At 70.6% G+C, this 20621-nt stretch carries 16 protein-coding genes; 8 read left to right on the forward strand and 8 right to left on the reverse strand.

Annotated elements, in window-relative coordinates; all coding sequences use genetic code 11:
• Positions 1–96: 96 nt before the first annotated feature.
• The 3 genes from IE153_RS31780 to IE153_RS31790 all read right to left on the reverse strand — a co-directional run bounded on the left by IE153_RS31780 (position 97) and on the right by IE153_RS31790 (position 4157).
• The gene (locus tag IE153_RS31780; protein WP_189593192.1) at positions 97–2856 is read right to left on the reverse strand and encodes a SpoIIE family protein phosphatase; all 2760 of its coding nucleotides are present in this window, start codon (positions 2854–2856) and stop codon (positions 97–99) included.
• Positions 2857–2998: 142 nt separating this feature from the next.
• A complete protein-coding gene (locus tag IE153_RS31785) occupies positions 2999–3544 on the reverse strand; it encodes a hypothetical protein (RefSeq protein ID WP_189593193.1) in 546 nt (181 codons plus the stop codon).
• Between the two features lie 28 nt (positions 3545–3572).
• Entirely contained in the window at positions 3573–4157 is a 585-nt protein-coding gene (locus IE153_RS31790; RefSeq protein ID WP_189593194.1) for an ATP-binding protein, read from the reverse strand.
• A 229-nt stretch (positions 4158–4386) separates the two neighbouring features.
• Here IE153_RS31790 and IE153_RS31795 point away from each other — a divergent pair, with 229 nt between their 5' ends.
• Together IE153_RS31795 and IE153_RS31800 are read left to right on the forward strand one after the other, a co-directional pair.
• Positions 4387–4617 (forward strand): DUF397 domain-containing protein, encoded by a 231-nt coding sequence (locus IE153_RS31795; RefSeq protein ID WP_031108398.1) that lies wholly within the window; start codon positions 4387–4389, stop codon positions 4615–4617.
• A 153-nt stretch (positions 4618–4770) separates the two neighbouring features.
• Positions 4771–5685 carry a helix-turn-helix domain-containing protein gene (locus tag IE153_RS31800; protein ID WP_189593195.1) on the forward strand — a complete coding sequence of 305 codons (915 nt, stop codon included), beginning with the start codon at positions 4771–4773 and terminating at the stop codon, positions 5683–5685.
• Positions 5686–5739: 54 nt separating this feature from the next.
• Here IE153_RS31800 and IE153_RS31805 read toward each other — a convergent pair whose 3' ends face one another.
• The 3 genes from IE153_RS31805 to IE153_RS31815 form a co-directional block, all read right to left on the reverse strand.
• Positions 5740–6567, reverse strand: coding sequence for an SAM-dependent methyltransferase (locus IE153_RS31805; RefSeq protein WP_189593196.1), 828 nt, complete (start codon positions 6565–6567; stop codon positions 5740–5742).
• Between the two features lie 157 nt (positions 6568–6724).
• Positions 6725–6997 (reverse strand): hypothetical protein, encoded by a 273-nt coding sequence (locus IE153_RS42625; RefSeq protein WP_189593197.1) that lies wholly within the window; start codon positions 6995–6997, stop codon positions 6725–6727.
• Positions 6998–7128: 131 nt separating this feature from the next.
• The gene (locus tag IE153_RS31815) at positions 7129–8508 is read right to left on the reverse strand and encodes a GH1 family beta-glucosidase (protein WP_189593198.1); all 1380 of its coding nucleotides are present in this window, start codon (positions 8506–8508) and stop codon (positions 7129–7131) included.
• Between the two features lie 223 nt (positions 8509–8731).
• Here IE153_RS31815 and IE153_RS31820 point away from each other — a divergent pair, with 223 nt between their 5' ends.
• Positions 8732–10414, forward strand: coding sequence for a tetratricopeptide repeat protein (locus tag IE153_RS31820; RefSeq protein ID WP_189593199.1), 1683 nt, complete (start codon positions 8732–8734; stop codon positions 10412–10414).
• A 10-nt stretch (positions 10415–10424) separates the two neighbouring features.
• Here IE153_RS31820 and IE153_RS31825 read toward each other — a convergent pair whose 3' ends face one another.
• On the reverse strand, positions 10425–11069 hold the full coding sequence (locus tag IE153_RS31825; RefSeq protein ID WP_189593200.1) for a hypothetical protein: 645 nt from the start codon (positions 11067–11069) through the stop codon (positions 10425–10427).
• A 140-nt stretch (positions 11070–11209) separates the two neighbouring features.
• Between IE153_RS31825 and IE153_RS31830 the strand changes: the two genes are divergently transcribed.
• Both IE153_RS31830 and IE153_RS31835 read left to right on the forward strand, forming a co-directional pair.
• Complete coding sequence (locus IE153_RS31830) at positions 11210–11383, forward strand: CsbD family protein (protein WP_078885282.1); 174 nt, start codon at positions 11210–11212, stop codon at positions 11381–11383.
• Between the two features lie 473 nt (positions 11384–11856).
• Positions 11857–15033, forward strand: a complete 3177-nt coding sequence (locus tag IE153_RS31835) for an RICIN domain-containing protein (protein ID WP_189593201.1) — start codon at positions 11857–11859, stop codon at positions 15031–15033.
• Between the two features lie 48 nt (positions 15034–15081).
• On the opposite strand, the gene IE153_RS31840 is transcribed toward IE153_RS31835, so the two are convergent.
• On the reverse strand, positions 15082–16527 hold the full coding sequence (locus IE153_RS31840; RefSeq protein WP_189593202.1) for a glyceraldehyde-3-phosphate dehydrogenase: 1446 nt from the start codon (positions 16525–16527) through the stop codon (positions 15082–15084).
• A gap of 161 nt (positions 16528–16688) precedes the next feature.
• Here IE153_RS31840 and IE153_RS31845 point away from each other — a divergent pair, with 161 nt between their 5' ends.
• The 3 genes from IE153_RS31845 to katG all read left to right on the forward strand — a co-directional run bounded on the left by IE153_RS31845 (position 16689) and on the right by katG (position 20507).
• Positions 16689–17567 (forward strand): hypothetical protein, encoded by an 879-nt coding sequence (locus IE153_RS31845; RefSeq protein WP_189593203.1) that lies wholly within the window; start codon positions 16689–16691, stop codon positions 17565–17567.
• Between the two features lie 176 nt (positions 17568–17743).
• Positions 17744–18181, forward strand: a complete 438-nt coding sequence (locus IE153_RS31850; protein ID WP_189593204.1) for a Fur family transcriptional regulator — start codon at positions 17744–17746, stop codon at positions 18179–18181.
• Positions 18182–18287: 106 nt separating this feature from the next.
• Positions 18288–20507 carry a catalase/peroxidase HPI gene (gene katG / locus IE153_RS31855; RefSeq protein ID WP_189593205.1) on the forward strand — a complete coding sequence of 740 codons (2220 nt, stop codon included), beginning with the start codon at positions 18288–18290 and terminating at the stop codon, positions 20505–20507.
• Positions 20508–20621: the final 114 nt, after the last annotated feature.

Here is a 20621-nt window from a genome sequence, read left to right on the forward strand (position 1 = left end):
CCCTTCGAGCGGCGACAAGCGATCTCGACGGGAAGCCTAAACTAAGGCATGCCTAAGTCGGTACGAGGGTCCAGTCTATGAGCTCATAAGGCTACTTTATGGGGAGTCCCCAGTGGTACTTATGGGCAGGGGCTGCTCCGCCCAGATCACCTTCCCGGCGGGCAGGTAGCGCGTCCCCCAGCGTTCCGCGAGCTGCGCGACGAGGAACAGGCCCCGCCCGCCCTCGTCCGTCATGGTCGCGTACCGCAGGTGCGGTGAGGTGCTGCTGCTGTCGAACACCTCGCAGATCAGGTTGCGGTCGCGCAGCACCCGTACGCGTATGGGCCCGTCGCCGTAGCGGAGCGCATTGGTGACCAGCTCGCTCAGGATCAGCTCCGTGCTGAACGTCAGCTCGTCCAGGCCCCACTCGGTCAGCTGCCGGCTGACCGCCGCCCGCACCTCGCCCACGGCCGCGGGGTCGGCCGGCACCGGCCACTCGGCGACCTGGTCGGCGGCCAGCGCCCGGGTACGCGCGACGATCAGCGCGATGTCGTCGCTGGAGCGGGCCGTGAGCTGCGAGTCGAGCACGACCCGGCAGGTGTCCTCCGGAGACTCATCGGCCCGGCCCAGCGCCTCGCGCAGCATCTCCAGACCGACGTCGATGTCCCGCTCCCGGTCCTCGACCAGCCCGTCGGTGTACAGGACCAGCCGGCTGCCCTCCGCCAGCTCCAGCTCCGCCGTCTCGAACGGCAGACCACCGAGCCCCAGCGGGGGACCGGCGGGCACGTCGGCGAACTCCACCGTGCCGTCCGGGTGGATCAGCGCCGGCGGGGGATGCCCGGCCCGCGCGACGGTGCAACGCCGGGAGACCGGGTCGTAGACGGCGTACAGGCAGGTCGCGCCGGTGACCGGGGCGCTGCCCTCGTCCTCCGTCTCGTCCTGGTCGATGCGGCCGACCAACTCGTCCAGCAGGGCGATCAGTTCCTCGGGCGGCAGGTCGAGGGCGGAGAAGTTGTGCACCGCCGTGCGCAGCCGGCCCATCGTCGCCGCGGCGTGCAGCCCGTGGCCGACGACGTCCCCCACCACGAGCGCGACCCTGGCCCCCGACAGCGGCAGCACGTCGAACCAGTCACCGCCCACCCCCGCCTGCGCGGGCAGATAGCGGTAGGCGATCTCCAGGGCGCCCTGCTCGGGCAGGTTGCGGGGGAGCAGGCTGCGCTGAAGGGTCACCGCCATGCTGTGCTCGCGCGTGTAGCGGCGTGCGTTGTCGATGGAGACGGCGGCCCGCGCGACCAGCTCCTCGGCCAGGGCCAGCTCGTCGGTGTCGAAGGGCTCCTGCTTCTCGTAGCGCCAGAAGCTGACCACGCCGAGCACCAGGGCGCCGGCCCGCAGCGGCACGGTGATCAGCGAGTGGATGCCGTACGTGACGATCTGCGCGGAGCGCTCCAGGTCCTGGGCTCGCCAGCCCGGGGCCTCGCTCAGCCGGGGCTCCAGGACCGGGCCGCCCGTCGCGAGGCTGCGGCCCTGCGGGGAGGAGTCGACGAACCTGATCCGCTCGCCGACCGGGTAGAGCGGCGCGTCCTTGCGGATCCCGCTCACCGCCGTCCGGCTGAGCGCCGCCGCCGCGGTCGGCTGCCCGCCGCCCAGCACCGCGTCGAACAGGTCCACGGTGACGAAGTCGGCGAACCGGGGCACGGCCAGCTCGGTGAGTTCCTCGGCCGTGCGGGTCACGTCCAGGCTGGTCCCGATGCCCACTCCGGCGTCGTAGAGCATGTTGAGCCGCTCGCGCGCGGTCTCGGCCCGCCCGGACAAGGCCCGCAGTTCCGTGGAGTCGCGCAGGGTGGCGACGCTGCCGGGCGGGACGCCCGCACGGTCCGTGGTCCGCTGGTTGACGGCGAGGAGCCGGTCCCCGACCAGGTGCACCTCGTCCGTGGCGACACGTCCGGAGGCCAGCAGGTCTGCGATGCCCGGGTCGAGACCGAGGCTGAGGACGTGCCCGCCCTCGGCGTCGGCGGGCAGCCCGAGCAGACGGTGTGCCTCGTCGTTGGCGAGCAGCAGGGTGCCCTCGTCGTCGACGATGAGCACGCCCTCGCGGACGGCGTGCAGCACGGCGTCGTGATGTTCGTACATCCGGGTCATCTCGTGCGGCCCGAGACCGTGGGTCTGACGCAGCAGCCGCCGGCTCACCAGCGCGGCACCCGCCGTCGCCAGAGCGAGAGCCACGGCCGCGGCGGCGAGTACGAGGGGCAGCTGACGGTCGGCGGTGCCGCCGACGTTCTTGGTCGTGATCCCCGCCGAGACCAGCCCCACGACCCGGCCGTCCGGGTCCTTCACCGGCACCACGGCCTGGACGAGCGGGCCGATGGTGCCGTCGATCTCCTCGGTGAACGACTCCCCGGCCAGTGCCGGGGCGATCGTCCCGACGAACTTCTTGCCGATACGGTCCGGCTTGGGGTGGGTGTAGCGGACCCCGTCGGTGTTCATGACGACGATGAAGTCGACCTTCGACGCCTCGCGGGCGGCCTCGGCGCGCGGCTGGAGCACGGCGCTGGGATCGGGGCTCTGCAGCGCCGCGACGGTGCCCGGCGCGTTCGCGAAGGTCTCCGCGACGGCGAGCGAGCGGTTGCGGGCCTCCTGCGTCGTGTCGTGCCGTACCTGGAGCACCAGCGCCACCACGGCCGCCACGACCAGCAGCAGCACGATCACCACGACGAGCAGGAACACCTGTCCGGCGACGCTGCGTCCGCCCAGCGCCGACCGCAGCCCCGCCACCGGTTGCCACCGCGACGAGCCCGCCTCCCGCCGCTGCCGTGTGGACGGCGCAGCGCCGGGCCGCAGGGGCGATCGAGTCCCGGATCGACCCAAGAGTCGGACCATGTGCCATGTCTACACTGCCCGGCCCCGGGAGGCGAGGGGCATCACCCATGGTGGCAGGGGGTCCTCACCGTTTCGTCACGTCTGCGGGCGTGCATGGGCTTACCTACCCACCGAAAACGTACGACAGAAGGGTGCGACAGGGTCAGGCACCCAGTGAGCGGGCCAGCTCCGTCGTCGCCCGGGCGATCTCGCCGTCCTCGTCCGCCATCAGCCGGCCGAGCTCGTCGCGCCGGGCCCGCACGGCCTGGCGCGCCGCACGCTCCCACACCACCGGATTCTCCCGGTGGTTGAGCAGCTTCGGATAGACGGCCGCGGTGCTCTCCCACTGCCGGGCGTCGGCGATGTTCTTGAGCAGCCCGATGATCTGCGCCCGGCAGGTCACCTGCGGCAGCTTCGCCAGCTCCCACAGGAACGGAACCGTGGCCGCGGTCGCCTGTTCGACCACGAAGCCGAACTGGCAGATCCGTTTCCGCAGGTCGTCGAGGGCGGAGCGGGCGGTGTCGGCATCACCCAGGGCGATGCCGTCGAGCAGGTGGGGAATGGCCGCCGCCGAGCCGGTGGAGTCCTGGATGTCGCCCCACGGCACGCGGTCCAGTGCCGTGAGCGGCGTCTTCCGGGCCACCCCGCTCGGGGCGTCGGGGCGCTGGGGGCGCTCGCTGCTCGGGTGTTCCGTCGAAGCGCTGCGCATGGCGAGGGGCCTTTCCGCGGCAGTCGTGTCAGAGGGGTGGGCAGGGTGTGGCCGGCCGGGTCGACAACCTGGCCCAGACGGTCTTGCCCGCGGGGGGAGTGGGGGCCCAGCCCCACTCCTCGGACAGGGCGTCGACGATGCAGAGCCCCCGGCCGTGCTCCTCCAGCGAGACGCCGGCCGGCGTGTACACGGGCGGGTGGTCGTCGGCGTCGGCGACGGTGACCAGCAGATGGGTGGGGTCCAGGAGGAATCCGAGCCGGATCTCCGGAACACCCGGGCATCTTCGCGCCGCGTGCGTCGCGGCGTTGGCGGTGAGTTCGGTGATGACGAGCGTCGCGTCGTCGCAGCGGTGGTCGAGGGACCAGCCGCACAGGGTGTCGCGGGTGAAGGACCGGGCTCGTGCGAACCCCTCCCGGCTGCACTCGACACGCAGGACGGTCGAGGCGGACAGGGCACCCGAGAACTGCGGCAGTGTCCTCGGCACCGAGGGCGGGCTCCCGTACGACGGGACCGTGTGCGGGCCGGCCGGCGTGGACTGGCCCGCCCCGGGAGCGCCTGCGTGCGCCGCAGCCCCACTCGGCGGCCGGAGCACGTGCTGCGCAGGTGATGACACGGCATCTCCCCGATGCGACGTCAGGACGCGGCGTCAGCCCGGGGGTTGACGCCGCAGCTATTATCCACGCTGAAGGCGCTCGCGTGCAATTGCACGAGAAATTGCGTGAGAATCAAGCCGTTGTGGGTACGCAAGCCGGGACGAGTGCGGTCGAAGGGACGCGGCCGGGCTCGGACGAACGGCCGGCACACCGTGTGCGGCGGGGAACGAGAACAGCAAGGAGACTGCGGTGCCACCAGTGCAGAACGGAGTGCAGGCAAGCTCGTTGGAAGCCTGCTGGATGAAGAGCCGGCACAGCAACGCCGAGGGCAACTGCGTCGAAGTCGCCCCCCTCGTCGACGGCGGGATCGCGATGCGCAACTCCCGCGACCCCGACGGACCCGCCCTCGTCTACACGTCGGCGGAGGTCGCGGCCTTCCTGGCCGGAGCGAAGGACGGCGAGTTCGACCACCTGTTGTGAGGGGGCGGTGACGGCCCGCCCGCGGCGCGACGCCCTCAGGGCGAAGCGGAGCCCAACTCCCTACTTCTGCGGGGGCGCTGCGGGCGGATGCGTGAAGGCCCGGTGAAGTGCGATAGTGTTAGTCGCCCTTGTGCCGGTCTGCTGGGAGTCAGGATGTCCGCCGCGTCGCATCGCATCTCCCGCCTGGAACCCTATCTGGACAGGCCCGAGCCCGCGCCGACTCTGCTGAAGATGCTGGTCGGTGTGCAGCTCGCCGGCTTCCGCGAGGACGCCCGGCTCGCCCAGGACCAGGCGGCGCGCGCTGTCGGGTTCAGTGCCGCGAAGTTGTCCCGCATCGAGTCGGGCAAGGGCCGCCGCCCGCCGACGGAGAACGACGTCCGCGCGCTGCTGGAGCTGTACGGCACCGACGACTACGAAGCCTCCGTGCTGCTCAAGCTGCTGCAGCGGGCCGGGGAGCCGGGCTGGTGGCAGCGGTACGACAAGCGGCTGATGCCCGAGTGGTTCGACCGGCTGGTCGGGCTGCAGGAGGCCGCGGCCACCATCCGTACCTTCGAGATCCAGTACGTGCCCGGCCTGTTGCAGACGCCCGCCTACACCAAGGCCGTGGTGGAGCGCGGCCTGCCCAACGCGCCGGCCGGTGAGGTGGAGCGGCGCGTCGAACTGCGCAGGCACCGCACCCGGTTGCTGTCGCGGACCGACGCCCCGCAGCTGTGGGCGATCATCGACGAGTCCGTGCTGCTGCGCGTCCTCGGCAGCACCGAGGTCATGCGGGAGCAGCTCGCGCACCTCGTCGAGATGGCCGAGCGTTCCCACGTAACCTTGCAGATCGTGCCGTTGAGCGTCACCAACGCCTCGGCACCGGCCATTCCGATCACGTATCTGCGCTTCGGCGGCCTCGATCTCCCCGATGTGGTCTACCTGGAGCACATCAAGAGCGCGAACTTCCTCGAGGACCGGGACGAGACCGAGGAGTACCGGATCGCACTGGACCGGCTCGCGGACGAGGCGCTCAAGCCCCGTGACTCGATGGAGCTGCTGCGGCAGACCATGGAGCAGCGCTACCCGTGACGCACGGATGCCTCGCGTGGGACGAAGACCGTCCCGCGCGAGGCATCGGCGTGGTCACTTCTCCAGGGGGATCCGTCCGACGCCGCCGAACTCGATCCACTCGTGCGTGAGCTGACGGGGCGTCACCTCGGTGTCCGGGCGCCAGGTGGACACCTCCACGAGCCCCGGCTCCAGGATCTCCAGGCCCTCGAAGTACGTCTCCACGTCCTTCGGTTCGCGCACGCGGCCCCAGTTGCCATGGGTCGCCTGGTCCATGAAGTTCGTGACGAAGGCCCGGACCTCCGGGTCCTCGCTGACCAGCTGGCACATCACCATGAAGCTGCCGGGCGCCAGCCGTTCCCGCACGCGGCGGGCCACCGCGACCGGTCCGTCCGTGTCGCTGTCCGGGATGCAGTGGAAGACCGAGTTGAAGAGCACGCACACCGGCTCGGAGAAGTCGATCAGCCGCTTGGTGTCGGCGTGCCCGAAGATCTGGTCGGTCTCGCGGAGGTCCGCGTGGATGACCGTCGTCCGCTCGTCCTGCTCCAGCAGCGCACGGCCATGGACGAGCACCATCGGGTCGTTGTCCACGTAGACCACGTGGGTCGTGGGGTCGATGCGCTGGGCGACCTGGTGCACGTTGTCCTGCGTCGGCAGGCCGGATCCGTGGTCCAGGTACTGCCGGATGCCGTACTCCTCGGAGAGGGTCTTCACGACCCGCTGGAGGAAGCGCCGGTTGTTCAGGGCGAGACGGCGCGTGCTCGGCACGACCTTGTCGAGTTCCTCGCACGCGGCGCGGTCGGCCGCGTAGTTGTCCTTGCCGCCCAGGTAGTGGTCGTACATGCGCGCTGCCGTCGGCACGTTCGCGTCGATCTCGGTGGACAGCTGCTTCTCGGAGTGCATCGTTCCCCCTGCAAGGTGCCGCGCCAACGGACTGGCTGGACAGGAAGTACATCCTAGGGAGCGGGAGTTGGGCGGTGCCAGCCCACTGGCGAAGGTGCCCACGATCGAACGACAAGATGATGGCCGACCGTGCCGCCCATGTGCCGTATGTAACCATTCATGAACCGTCCGTCTCGCCGACGCGGGGCGCGACCACGGCCTCGACCTGGCCGGTCCTCGCGACCACCCGTGTCCCGAGGCGCTCGCCTCGCTCCGGGAGGAGGCCTCGGGAGCCCTCGGCCGGCGCCCCGGGAGCGGACTGCTCCTGCTGATCTATCTGCGGGACCTGCACCTGGCGGCCGCACGGAACTCGCTTCACTGGCAGATGCTCGCCCGGGTGGCACAGGCCACCCGGGACGAGCGGCTGCCGGCGCTCGTCGCCGACCGTCATCCGCGGACGCTCCGGCAGCTCCGCTGGACCCACACCATGATCAAGGTCCTGGCCCGCAGCTGCCGGCCAGTGTCTGACCGGGGCCGTCACCTCCGCCAAGGTCACTTCCGCCAGGGGCATCGCCGTCACGGTCACCGTCGCTGCGCGGCGATCAGCGACCGGTACCAGTGATAGCTGTCCTTGGGGGTCCGCTGCTGCGTGGCGTAGTCGACGCGGACGATTCCGAAACGCTTGTCATAGCCGAAGGCCCACTCGAAGTTGTCCAGGAGCGACCACACGTAGTAGCCGCGCACGTCCACCCCGGCGTCCATCGCGGCCCGCAGGGCGGTGAGATGATCGCGCAGGTAGGCAACCCGGTCAGCGTCGTGGACGGCCCCGTCGGGGCTCACCTCGTCCTCCTCCGCCGAGCCGTTCTCGGTGATGTGGACGGGCGGCAGCGCGTCGCCGTACTGCTTCTTGAGGTCCACGAGCAGGTCCGTGAAGGTGTGGGGTGCGACGGCCCAGCCCATGGCGGTGCGGCGCACGTCGGGCAGGGGTACCTCCTCGTACCGGTTGTCCGTCGCGACGCGCCGCGACGGGTCGCTCTCGCGGTGCGGGGCGTCGGCCACCACGATCGGCCGGTAGTAGTTGATGCCGAGGAAGTCGAGCGGTTGGGAGATCAGTTCCAGGTCGCCGCCCCGGCGGAAGCTCTGACCGGTGATCAACGCACCCCAGGTGTCCTCCTCGGTGGCCGGGTAGCGACCCCTGAGGATCGGCTCGGTCCACACGAGGTTGTGCAGGGTGTCGGCCCGGGTCACGGCTCCGTCGTCGGCGGGGGAGCGGGTCGAGGGCAGGTGGTGGTCGAGGTTGAGGGTGATGCCCACCTCGCGCACTCCGGCCGCCCGCAGTGCCTGTACGGCCAGGCCGTGCCCGACCAGCAGGTGGTGTGCGGCGGCGAGCGCGCCGTGGCCCTCGCGGGCGCCGGGGGCGTGCCGGCCGACGGAGTAGCCGAGGAAGGCACTGCACCACGGCTCGTTGAGGGTGATCCAGCGCGGCACCCGGTCGCCCAGGTGCTCCGCGACGACGGCCGCGTACTCACCGAACCGCTCCGCGGTCTCCCGCACCCGCCAGCCGCCGCCGTCCTCCAGGGCCTGCGGAAGATCCCAGTGGTAGAGCGTGGCGGCGGGCTCGATCCCCGCCGCCAGGAGCTCGTCGACCAGCCGCGAGTAGAAGTCCAGCCCCTTGACGTTCACCTGGCCGGGCCCGTCCGGCACGATCCGCGGCCAGGCGATCGAGAACCGGTAGGAGTCCACGCCCAGCTCGCGCAGCAACGCCACGTCCTGCGGATACCGGTGGTAGTGGTCACAGGCGACATCACCGGTGTCGCCGTTCGCCACCCGTCCCGGGGTGTGGCTGTAGGTGTCCCAGATGGACGGCCCGCGCCCGTCCTCCCGCACCGCCCCCTCGATCTGGTAAGAGGCGGTCGCGGCCCCGAACACGAAGCCGGGCGGAAAACTCGGGAAGTCGGTCATGCCCTCAACCATGCCCGGTGGCAGTCACGGTGTAGCCCGAGGTGATCGGGAGCGGCGCGTGGGAAGCGGCACCATCGCCCGGCGCCCGGCGCCCGTGCGGCACCAGCGCCCTGCGCCCGCTACGTGAACCGTTAACCTGGAAATACGAGAATTGATCGGAAGTCGAGGGCGTGTCCGTAACCGCTATTCTCACGGCCCCGGCCGCTTTTCCCAGGAGAAACTCATGGGCGACTATTACGATCTCGGCACCTACAGCCGTCCCGTCACCACGTCCTCCGCCGATGCCCAACTCTGGTTCGATCGCGGCCTGATGTGGACGTACGCCTTCCATCACGAGGAAGCGGTCGCCTGCTTCGAAAAGGCGGCCGAGGCCGATCCGGAGTGCGCGATGGCCCATTGGGGCATTGCCTACGCGCTCGGCCCGAACTACAACAAGCCCTGGGAATTCTTCGACGGCGAGGAACTGGTCCAGACGGTCGAGCGCACGCACGCCGCCGTGGAACGGGCCCATGAGAAAGCCACCCGCTGCACCCCGGTCGAGCAGGCCCTCATCGGCGCACTGCGGGCCCGCTACCCGCAGTCTCAGGCCGTCGAGGACTGCTCGGTGTGGAACGAGCCCTACGCGGACGCGATGCGCGTGGTCTACGAACTGGCGCCCGACGACCCGGACATCGCCACCCTCCACGCCGACGCCGCGATGAACCTCACCCCCTGGCAGTTGTGGAATCTCAAGACCGGGCAGCCGGCCGAGGGCGCCCGGACCACCGAGGCCAGGGCCGTGCTGGAACGCGCCCTCGCCACCGAGGCCGCAGTACGCCACCCGGGGATCCTGCACCTCTACATCCACCTGATGGAGATGTCCCCGACACCGGAGCAGGCCCTCACCGTCGCCGACCGCCTGCGCCGCCTCGTGCCCGACGCCGGGCACCTGCTGCACATGCCCTCGCACCTGGACGTCCTGTGCGGCGACTACCGCCAGGTGGTCTCCGCCAACAGCGACGCGATCGCCGCCGACGAGAAGTACCACCGGCGGTCCGGCGCGATGAACTTCTACACCCTCTACCGGGCGCACAACCACCACTTCAAGATCTACGGCGCCATGTTCCTCGGCCAGGCACAGGTCGCCCTCGACACCGCCGCCCAGCTGGAAGCCGCCATCCCCGAGGACCTGCTCCGCGTCCAGAGCCCCCCGATGGCCGACTGGCTGGAGGCCTTCCTGGCCATGCGCGTGCACGTCCTGATCCGCTTCGGCCGCTGGGCCGAGATCCTCGAACTGCCCGCCCCCGTCGACCCGGATCTCTACGCGACGACCGTCGCCATGCGGCACTACGCCCGAGGCGTCGCCCTCTCCGCGACCGGCGAGGTCGACCGGGCGGAGGCCGAGCGCGAGTTGTTCCGCGCTGCGGTGGGCCGGGTGCCCGGGACGCGGATGCTGTTCAACAACACCTGCGAGGACATCCTCGCCATCGCCTCCGCCATGCTGGACGGCGAACTCGAATACCGCAGGGGCCGGCACGACCTCGCCTTCGCCGCCCTGGAACGCTCCATCGAACTCGACGACAACCTGCCCTACGACGAGCCCTGGGGCTGGATGCAGCCCACCCGTCACGCCTACGGCGCGCTGCTGCTGGAACAGGGCCGCGTGGCGGAGGCGGAAGCCGTCTACCGTGCCGACCTCGGCCTCGACGACACCCTGCCCCGCCCGCTCCAGCACCCCAACAACGTCTGGGCGCTGCACGGCTTCCACGAGTGCCTGCTCCGCACGGGCAAGACCGGCGAGGCGGCCCTCGTGGCCCACCAGCTCACGCTCGCGACCGCGCTGGCCGATGTGCCGATCCACGCGTCCTGCTACTGCCGCCTGGACACCACGCCCGGCCCGCAGGCGGCCGACGGGTGCTGTCACTGACCTCGGCGGATCACGGCCGGTACAGGCCCGCCCGCTCCAGCGCCCTGGTCATGGCCGCCCGGTCCCGCTGCCGCCAGCCGGGATCGGAGGTCAGGGACATCAGGAGCTCCGGTGTCAGGCGCCGGTTCTCCGCGTGCGCCAGCAGGGACTCCGCGTCCTGGGCCGACGTCGCGCCGTGATCCTCGTCGGCGATCGTGCGCAGCACATCGGCCCGGTCGACGAAGCGGCTCATGCCGCAGTCGAGACCGTCGTCGTCCAGGGTGCCGGGGTAGGAGGCGCGAGCCCACGCTCCGTCCTCGTACCAGTAGACGCAGCCCAGTTGCCACCCGCTCAGCAGATCCTTCAGCTGCTCGTGCGGGAGCCATTGCGGAGCGCCGGCCAGCATGTCGACCGGCGGCTCGTGCCACTTGGCGCCGCTCGACTCGTCCTCGCCGAAGAGCACGTACCGCCCCTCGCCCCGTGGTGCGAAGCCCCACCACGTGCAGCCGGCGTCGTCCAGATGGAGCCCCTCGCCGTCCACCCAGGTACCCGTGCGGTGGTGACGCTCCTGCTCACCCTCCGTGGTGGCCTCCAGTACGGCGATGAGCGCCCAGCGCGCCCACAGCACCTCGGCCGACGGAAGGTCCCCGGGCAGCCCCGGCCGATTGATGGTCATGCCCCGTCCTCCGGGCTCGTTGATCATGGTCGGGGCAAGGCTCTCATGGACCGGACACCCGCGCGGCACGTTTGAGCTGCCCTTTCACGGTCACTCGTGGGGTGACCCCGCAGTCGGACACGACTTGGAGTGAACGAACCGTGGCTGGAGACCAGAAGGGCAAGGCCAAGGCCGAGCAGGCCAAGGGCAAGGCCAAGGAGACGATCGGCCGTGCGGTGGGCAACGAGCGCCTGACGGCCGAGGGCAAGGCCGAGCAGTCGAAGGGCGACGCCCGGCAGGCCAAGGAGAAGACCAAGGACGTCTTCAAGCACTGAGGTCCTGTGGCGGTGCCGCGTCCCGTGGCGGACGCGGCACATTGCCATGCCGGCCGACGGATCGAAGGAGATCCGTCCCGCGTGCCGTGAGCCCCAGCCGGCCTCACGGTGATCGCCCAGCACATGGACACGCCGAGCGGGCATCACGTCCGCTCCGCCGCCGGCACGGTTACCGCCTCGCCGGAAAGGGCCGCGCCCCGTGTCCCTCACGCATGTCGGCACGGTGGGTGTCGCGCAACCAGAACGCCGATCGGCGCCTCACGCGTACTCACCTCCGGCTTGACCGAACCGGGGTCCTTCAGGGTCGGCAGATTCGCCTCCTCCCTCGTTCGTCTCAGTCTCACCCCTCCCTCGCGTGCGGTAGAGCGCCGGTTCCCAACTCGCCCCACCTCTTGACGTGTTGATTGCCGTCCTAAAACATTCGGGAAGCTCGATTGGTTCTGCGCGGTTCTGTTCGCTCCCGAAGGGAATCCATGTCCAGCAGACATCGCCTCGCCCGGACGGCACTGGCGATCGCCGTCCCCCTGGCACTCGGCGCGGGCCTCGTGACCGTGCCTTCCGCAGCCGCTGCCGCCGATCCGCCCGCGAGTGCGGTGACGGTACGGATCGACCCGTCCTACCGGCAGCAGGAGTTCGAAGGATGGGGGACCAGTCTCGTCTGGTTCGCCAACATCACCGGCCGCTACCCCGAACCCATCCGGCAGAAGCTCGCCGACATGCTGTTCGGCGAGGACGGGCTCCGCCTCAACATCGCGCGCTACAACATCGGCGGCGGCAACGCCCCCGACGTCCGCAAGGACTACATGAAGACCGGCGCGACGATGGACGGCTTCTGGAAGGCCCCAGCGGGCACCACCAGGCAGGACACCGACTGGTGGAACCCGGACGACCCCGGGCACTGGGACTGGTCCGCCGACGCCGGCCAGCGCTGGTGGGTGGACCGCGTGAAGAGCAAGGTGACCCGCTGGGAGGCGTTCAGCAACTCGCCGCCCTGGTTCCAGACCGTCAGCGGCTACGTCTCCGGCGGCTTCGACGCCAACACGGACCAGATACGGGCGGACCGCGTCGACGACTTCGCCACCTACCTGGTCAAGGTCACCGACCAGCTGGAGAAGAAGCACCGCATCACGTTCGACACCATCGCCCCGCTCAACGAGCCCAACACCAACTACTGGGGCACCCAGATCGGCGCCGACGGACAGCCCACCGGCGGCCGCCAGGAGGGCGCGCACGCAGGCCCCGAACTCCAGCAGAAGGTCGTCCTGGCCCTGGACCGCGCGCTGAAGAAGGCACGGACCCGCGCCACGATCTCCGCGATGGACGAGACCAACCCCAGCACCTTCGTCCGCAACTGGAACGCCTACGACCCATCCGCCCGGTCCGCCGTCGACCAGCTCAACGTGCACACCTACGGCACCGGCATGCGCACCAGCGCCCGCGACAGCGCCAAGGCAGCGGACAAGCCGTTCTGGATGAGCGAGGTCGAGGGCACCTGGGGGACCGGCACCGACTTCACCGGCATGGAACCGGGGCTCGGCATCGCCACCCGGGTCGTCGAGGACATGCGTGAACTGGAGCCGTCCGCCTGGGTGTTGTGGCAGCCGATCGAGGACTCCATCCCCCAGGCGCAGGCCGGCAAGAACTGGGGCAGCATCCACATCCCGTTCAACTGCACGGCGAAGGACACCCTGGAGACCTGCCCGGTCAAGACCAACACCAAGTTCGACACCCTGCGCAACTTCACCCACCACATCCGCCCCGGCGACCACTTCGTCAAGGCCGACGACCCCTCCAGCGTCGCCGCCGTGCGGGGGTCCGGCCGCGGAGCGACGGTGGTGCACGTCAACAACGGCACGAGCCCGCGCGCGGTGACCCTGGATCTCTCGAAGTTCCGCCGGGTCGCACCCGGCGCCACCGTGACACCCGTCGTGACCAGCGCCTCCGGCGCACTCGTCCGCGGAACGCCCGTCGGGGTCGAGGACCGCTCGGCCACCGTGACCGTCCCGGCGAAGTCGGTCACCACCCTCCTCGTCGACGGCGTGTCCGGCACCGCGAAGGACGCCGCGCTCGTCCAGCCCGGCCACACCTACCGCCTCCAGGGCGCCCAGAGCGGCAAATCCCTGGCCCCGTCCGCAGACGGCAACGGCGTCGTCGTCCGTACGTCCGACCCGGCCGCCAGGTCGCAGCTGTGGAGCGTGAAGCGGCTGACCCGCGGCGAGAGCAACCGCGAGCGCTACGCCCTCGTCAACGCGGCCGACGGCAGGCGCCTGGCCGTACGCGACAACGAGGCCGTGCTCGAGGACGGAGACACACCGGCCGCACAGTGGATCATGTCCACCACGGGTGACGGCACCTGGACCTTCGTCAACGCCGCTACGGGCCGCCTCCTCGACGTCGTCAACCAGTCGACCACGGACGGCGCCCGCGTGTCGGCCTTCCTCCCGACCTCCCACGCGAACCAGCGCTGGGGCGTGACCGACGAGACGGTCCTGCGGACACGACCCGCGGCAGCGTTCACCGTCCCCGGGCGCGCCCCCGAACTGCCCGGCACCGTGACGCCCGTCTTCCGCGACGGCGCCCGGGGCACGCTCCCGGTCGAGTGGACTCTGCCCTCCGAGTCGCGCTGGCGCAAGCCCGGAACTGTTCGTGTGAAGGGCAGGGCCACCGACGCCCTCGGCCGGACCGTCCCGGCCGAGGCGGTCGTCACCGTGGACACCATCGACTCGACCCTCCCTGCCCGCGCCAAGACCTACACCGGCGGACGGCCCGACCTGCCCGCCACGGTCACCGGCGTGGGACGGCACGGCGGGACGGCCGACCTCCCGGTCACCTGGGACGCCGCACCCGAGGGCGCGTTCGGCGACACCGGAGTGGTGACCCTGCGCGGCACGGCCCGGGTACCCGGCGGGGAAACGGCCGAGGCGACCGTACGCGTCCAGGTCGCCGCGCCGAAGGAGACCAACTCGGCGCGCGACGAGGGCGTCACGGTCGGCGCGACCTACACCGAGGGCGGCTACTCCGCCGAGGGTCTGCGCAACGGCACCACGTCCGAGAAGGCCTGGTCGAACTGGAAGTCCGGCACGAAGAACCCGTCCGACACCATCACCTTCACGTTGCCGGAGGCACGCGATCTGACCCGGGTCGTGACCCACTTCCACCGTGACGGCACCAACGTCAGTTTCGCGGAGTCCCTCAAGGTGCAGGTGCGCGGCGGCGACGGCACCTGGTCCGACGCGAGCGACCAGGTCGCCGTCGGCACCGAAGGGACGCCCGTGGCCGACGTCAGGGTGCGTGGCACCGGCCCGGTGACGGGTGTGCGCGTGGTGATGACGGCCCGTCCGGGCGGCTACATCACCCTCGGGGAGATCGATGTCTTCGCCAAGGCGCCGGGCGTTTCCGCCGACGCCGCGGCCGCGTCGATCGAGGTGGACGGCGAGTCCCTGAGCGGCTTCGAGCCGGACCGGACGGGCTACCGGGTGGCGGTCGACCGCCCGGACCGCGCCGAGATCACCGCCACACCGCGTGACCCCTATGCGAAGGTGACGGTCCGGCGGGACACGGCCGGCGGCAAGAAGGCCCACATCGTGTCCGTGACCAGCGAAGACGGCTCACAGGAACGGGAGTACCGGATCGAACTGACCCGTCGATGACACACGAAAGCGCGGGGCCCGCACGCCCCGCGCTTTCGTCTTCCGGGGTCAGACCGCCGGGGCCGGGTACGTCGGGTACTCCACGCCGGAGACGTGCTGCACGACGCGGATGACCTGGCACGAGTAGCCGAACTCGTTGTCGTACCACAGGTAGAGGATCGCGTTGTCGCCGTCGACCTTGGTGGCGCCGGCGTCGACGATCGAGGCGTGGCGCGAGCCGATGAAGTCGCTCGAGACCGCGTCGGGAGCCGTGGTGAAGTCGATCTGGCGCTTGAGAGGCGAGGTCAGCGAGACGTCGCGAAGGTGGTCGAGGACCTCCTCGCGGGTGGTCTCGCGGCCGAGCCGCAGGCTGAGGATCGCGATCGAGACGTCCGGGACCGGGACGCGGATCGAGCTGCCGGTGATCGGCGCCTTGAGGTCGGGCAGCGCCTTGGCGACGGCGGAGGCGGCACCGGTCTCGGTGATGACCATGTTGAGCGGCGCGGAGCGGCCGCGGCGGTCGGCCTTGTGGTAGTTGTCCAGCAGGTTCTGGTCGTTCGTGAACGAGTGAACCGTCTCGACGTGGCCGCGCTGGACCCCGAACTCGTCGTCCATCGCCTTCAGCGGCGGCACGATCGCGTTGGTGGTGCAGGACGCGCAGGACAGGATCTGCTCGTCCGGCTTGATCGTGTCGTGGTTGACGCCGTGCACGATGTTGGGGACGTCACCCTTGCCGGGCGCGGTCAGCACGACCTTGTCGATACCGGGGCGCAGGTGCTGGGACAGGCCCTCACGGTCGCGCCACTTGCCGGTGTTGTCGATGAGGATGGCGTCCTTGATGCCGTACGCCGTGTAGTCGACCTCGGACGGGTCGTTGGCGTAGATCACCTTGATGGTGTTGCCGTTGGCGACGATCGTGCTGTTCGCCTCGTCGACGGTGATCGTGCCCTGGAACTGGCCGTGGATCGAGTCGCGGCGCAGCAGGGAGGCGCGCTTGACGATGTCCTGATCGCCACCCCCGCGCACGACGATGGCCCGCAGCCGCAGGCCGTTGCCGGAGCCGGACTTCTCGATGAGCAGGCGGGCCACGAGCCGGCCGATGCGGCCGAAGCCGTAGAGGACGACGTCCCGGCCCTCACGGCGCTCGATCTTGTCGGCGCCCGTGGCACCGGCGACGGCCTCGGCGGTGAACTCCGCGATCGACAGGCCCCGGTCGTCGGCCTGGTAGGCCTCGGCGAGCAGGCCGATGTCGATCTGGGAGGGGCCGAGGTCGAGCGTGGTGAGAGTCTGCAGGAACGGCAGGGTGTCGGTGACCGACAGCTCCACTCCGGCGATCTGCCGGGCGAAACGGTGGGTCTTGAGGATGCTCACCACCGACTTGTTCACCAGGGAGCGGCTGTGCAGCAGGACCGTCACGTCCTGCTCGCGGTGCAGCTTCCCGATGATCGGGATCATCGACTCCGCGATCTCCTCGCGGATCTTCCAGTTGGTGAACGAGTCGTCGTTGACAGTCACGAGTCCATCTTTCGAGCTAGGCGGCGCTCATATGTTAAACCGTCGATTTCCCGATCTTGAAGGGGGTACCTCCGCCCCCCGTCCTGCGGGCACTCCGCGCGCCCCGGCGGGCAGGGCTTGAGACGATCGAAAGCGGATCTTCCGTGCGAAAAGGGGTGCCCATGGACTACGACTCCGTCGCCGACGAGCTGTACGCCCTGCGCCCGGAGGAGTTCACCGCCGCCCGGGCCTCCGCCATGGCCTCCGCCCGCACCGCCGGCGACCGGGAACTCGCCGAGCGGATCCGCACGTTGCGCAAGCCCAGCCTCGCCGCCTGGGTCAGCAATCTCCTGGTCCGCAGCAGCCCCGGGGAGGTCGAGCCGCTGCTGCGCCTGGGGGAGGGGCTGCGGCAGGCCCACCAGGACCTGGACGGCACGCAGCTGCGCGAGCTGAGCCGCCGGCAGCACGCGCTCATCCGCGCCCTGTCCCTCCAGGCCCGGCAGCTCGCCAAGGAGGCCGGTCATCCGATCGGCGAGAGCGTGCAGCGCGAGGTCGAGAACACGCTGCACGCCGTCCTGGCCGACCCCGAGGCCGCCCGGGCCTGGGCCGGCGGCCGCCTGGCCAAGCCGCTCAGCGCGGCCGTCGGCTTCCCCGCCACCGCCGAGGGCGCCCGGCCGCGGCGCCCTGAACCCCCACCCGCACCCGCCCCCTCCCGCCCGGGCGAGAAGGGGAGCGAGCGGCAGCGGCGCAGGCTCGCCCAGGCCCGAGAAGACGCCGAAGCCGCCGAACGCGAGCTACGGGAGCTGCAGGACGCGGCGGACGCCGCGGGCCGGGAGGTGGCGGAGGCGAAACAGCAGGTGGACGGCCTCCAGCGACGTGTCGAGGAGCTCACCGGCACATTGGAACAGGTCAGGGGCGAACACCAGCAGGCCCGCTTCGCCGAGCGGGCGGCCCGGGAGCGGGCGCGCACGGCCGACCGCCGGGCCCGCGAGGCCGGCCGCAAGGCCGCGACGGCCGCCGCCCGCCTCGAACGCCTGACCTCGGCCTCGTCGGACGCGTGACCGGCTGACCGACACGGCGGTGCGCCCCCCCGGCGCCCGCCGGGGCGCCATCATGACGACTGTGACTGAGCTCACAGCCCGTAAGTAAGCCGCCCCGCAAAGGCTCCACACACGACACCAAAATTGAACCGTTCGTTTTCTTGAACCGCTCGTGTTTGTGTGGCTAGGTTGGACGCATGACCGCAACCGGGAACCCGACCACAGCCGAGGAGCTGCGCGGTGCCGGCCTGAGGGTGACGGCCGCCCGCGTCGCGCTGCTCGAGGCCGTGCGGGACGGTGACCACCTCGGCGCCGAGGCGATCGCCTCCGAGGTGCGCGGCCGTGTGGGCCACATCTCCGTCCAGGCCGTCTACGAGGGGCTGCACGCACTCACCGCGGCGGGCCTCATACGCCGCCTCGACCCACCCGGCAGCCCGGCCCTCTACGAGGGGCGGGTCGGCGACAACCACCACCACCTCGTGTGCCGGTCGTGCGGAGCCGTCGCCGACGTCGACTGCGCGGTCGGTCACGCCCCCTGCCTGACCGCGTCCGACGACCGCGGCTTCGCCGTCGACGAGGCCGAGGTCATCTACTGGGGCCTGTGCCCCGCCTGCTCCACCGCCCGCAGCAACTGAGCACGTGATCCCCCCGAGCGTTCCCGAGCACACCTGATCCACCCGAGCGTTCCCGAGCACGTGATCCCCCTGAGCACCGTGATCCACCCCGTCCGGAAGGATTTCCATGACTGAGAACCACGACGCGATCGTCACCGAGCCGAAGTCGGAGGAGGCGGGAGGCGGTTGCCCCGTGGCGCACGGCCGCGCCCTGCACCCGACCCAGGGTGGCGGCAACCGCCAGTGGTGGCCCGAGCGGCTCAACCTGAAGATCCTCGCCAAGAACCCCGAGGTGGCCAACCCGCTCGGTGGGGACTTCGACTACGCCGAGGCCTTCAAGAACCTCGACCTCGACGCCGTCAAACAGGACATCGCCGAGGTGCTCACCACCTCGCAGGACTGGTGGCCGGCCGACTTCGGCAACTACGGCCCGCTGATGGTCCGTATGGCCTGGCACAGCGCGGGCACCTACCGCATCAGCGACGGCCGCGGCGGCGCCGGCGCCGGCCAGCAGCGCTTCGCCCCGCTCAACAGCTGGCCGGACAACGGCAACCTCGACAAGGCCCGCCGCCTGCTGTGGCCCGTGAAGAAGAAGTACGGCCAGAGCATCTCCTGGGCCGACCTCATGATCCTCACCGGCAACGTCGCCCTGGAGCAGATGGGCTTCGAGACCTTCGGCTTCGCCGGCGGCCGCGCGGACGTCTGGGAGCCCGAGGAGGACGTGTACTGGGGCCCCGAGACCACCTGGCTCGACGACAAGCGCTACACGGGCGACCGCGAGCTGGAGAGCCCGCTCGGCGCCGTCCAGATGGGCCTCATCTACGTCAACCCCGAGGGCCCCAACGGCAACCCGGACCCGATCGCCGCGGCCCGCGACATCCGCGAGACGTTCCGCCGCATGGCGATGAACGACGAGGAGACCGTCGCCCTGATCGCGGGCGGCCACACCTTCGGCAAGACCCACGGTGCCGGCCCGGCCGACAACGTCGGCGCCGACCCCGAGGCCGCCTCCATGGAGGAGCAGGGCCTGGGCTGGCGCAGCACCTACGGCACGGGCAAGGGCGGCGACGCCATCACCTCGGGCCTCGAGGTCACCTGGACCAGCACGCCCACCCAGTGGAGCAACGGCTTCTTCAAGAACCTCTTCGAGTTCGAGTACGAGCTCGAGCAGAGCCCGGCCGGTGCCAACCAGTGGGTCGCCAAGGATGCCCCGGAGATCGTTCCGGACGCGCACGACTCCGCGAAGAAGCACCGTCCGAAGATGCTCACCACGGACCTGGCGCTGCGCTTCGACCCGATCTACGAGCCCATCTCCCGCCGGTTCTACGAGAACCCGCAGGAGTTCGCGGACGCCTTCGCCCGCGCCTGGTTCAAGCTGACCCACCGTGACATGGGCCCGAAGTCGCTGTACCTCGGCCCGGAGGTCCCGGCCGAGACCCTGGTCTGGCAGGACCCGCTGCCCGAGGCCGAGGGCGAGACCATCGACGGCGGCGACATCGCGACCCTGAAGACCAAGCTCCTCGAGTCGGGTCTGTCCGTCTCGCAGCTGGTGTCCACCGCGTGGGCCTCGGCGTCCACCTTCCGCGGCAGCGACAAGCGTGGCGGCGCCAACGGCGCCCGTATCCGTCTTGAGCCGCAGCGCGGCTGGGAGGTCAACGAGCCCGACGAGCTGGCGCAGGTCCTGCGGGTTCTGGAGGGCATCCAGCAGGAGTTCAACTCCGGCGCCAAGAAGGTCTCCCTGGCCGACCTGATCGTCCTCGGCGGCACCGCCGCCGTCGAGAAGGCCGCCAAGGAAGCCGGCTTCCAGGTGGAGGTCCCCTTCACCGCGGGCCGCGTGGACGCGACGGAGGAGCACACCGACGCCGAGTCGTTCGAGGCGCTCGAGCCGACCGCCGACGGGTTCCGCAACTACCACGGCAAGGGCAACCGCCTGCCGGCCGAGTTCCTGCTCCTGGACCGGGCGAACCTGCTCACCCTGAGCGCCCCCGAGATGACCGTCCTGGTCGGTGGCCTGCGCGTGCTGGGCGCCAACCACCAGCAGTCCCAGCTCGGCGCCCTCACCAAGACGCCCGGCTCGCTGACGAACGACTTCTTCGTCAACCTGCTGGACCTGGGCATCGAGTGGAAGTCGACGACCGAGGACCAGACCACGTTCGAGGGCCGCGACGCCGCCACGGGCGAGGTCAAGTGGGCCGGCTCCCGCGCCGACCTGGTCTTCGGCTCGAACTCCGAGCTGCGCGCCCTCGCCGAGGTCTACGCGAGCGACGACGCGAAGGAGAAGTTCGTCAACGACTTCGTCGCGGCGTGGGTCAAGGTCATGAACCTGGACCGGTTCGACCTGGTCTGATCACCCCCGCATGACAGGACGCCCGGGCCGGCAGGCCCGGGCGTCCCGCTGGTTGCCTGAGGGACCGTCAAAGACCGTTCAAGGTAAGAACATCACTTACCCAACTCTCACCAT

This window comes from Streptomyces massasporeus, assembly GCF_014648995.1.
Lineage (GTDB): Bacteria > Actinomycetota > Actinomycetes > Streptomycetales > Streptomycetaceae > Streptomyces > Streptomyces massasporeus.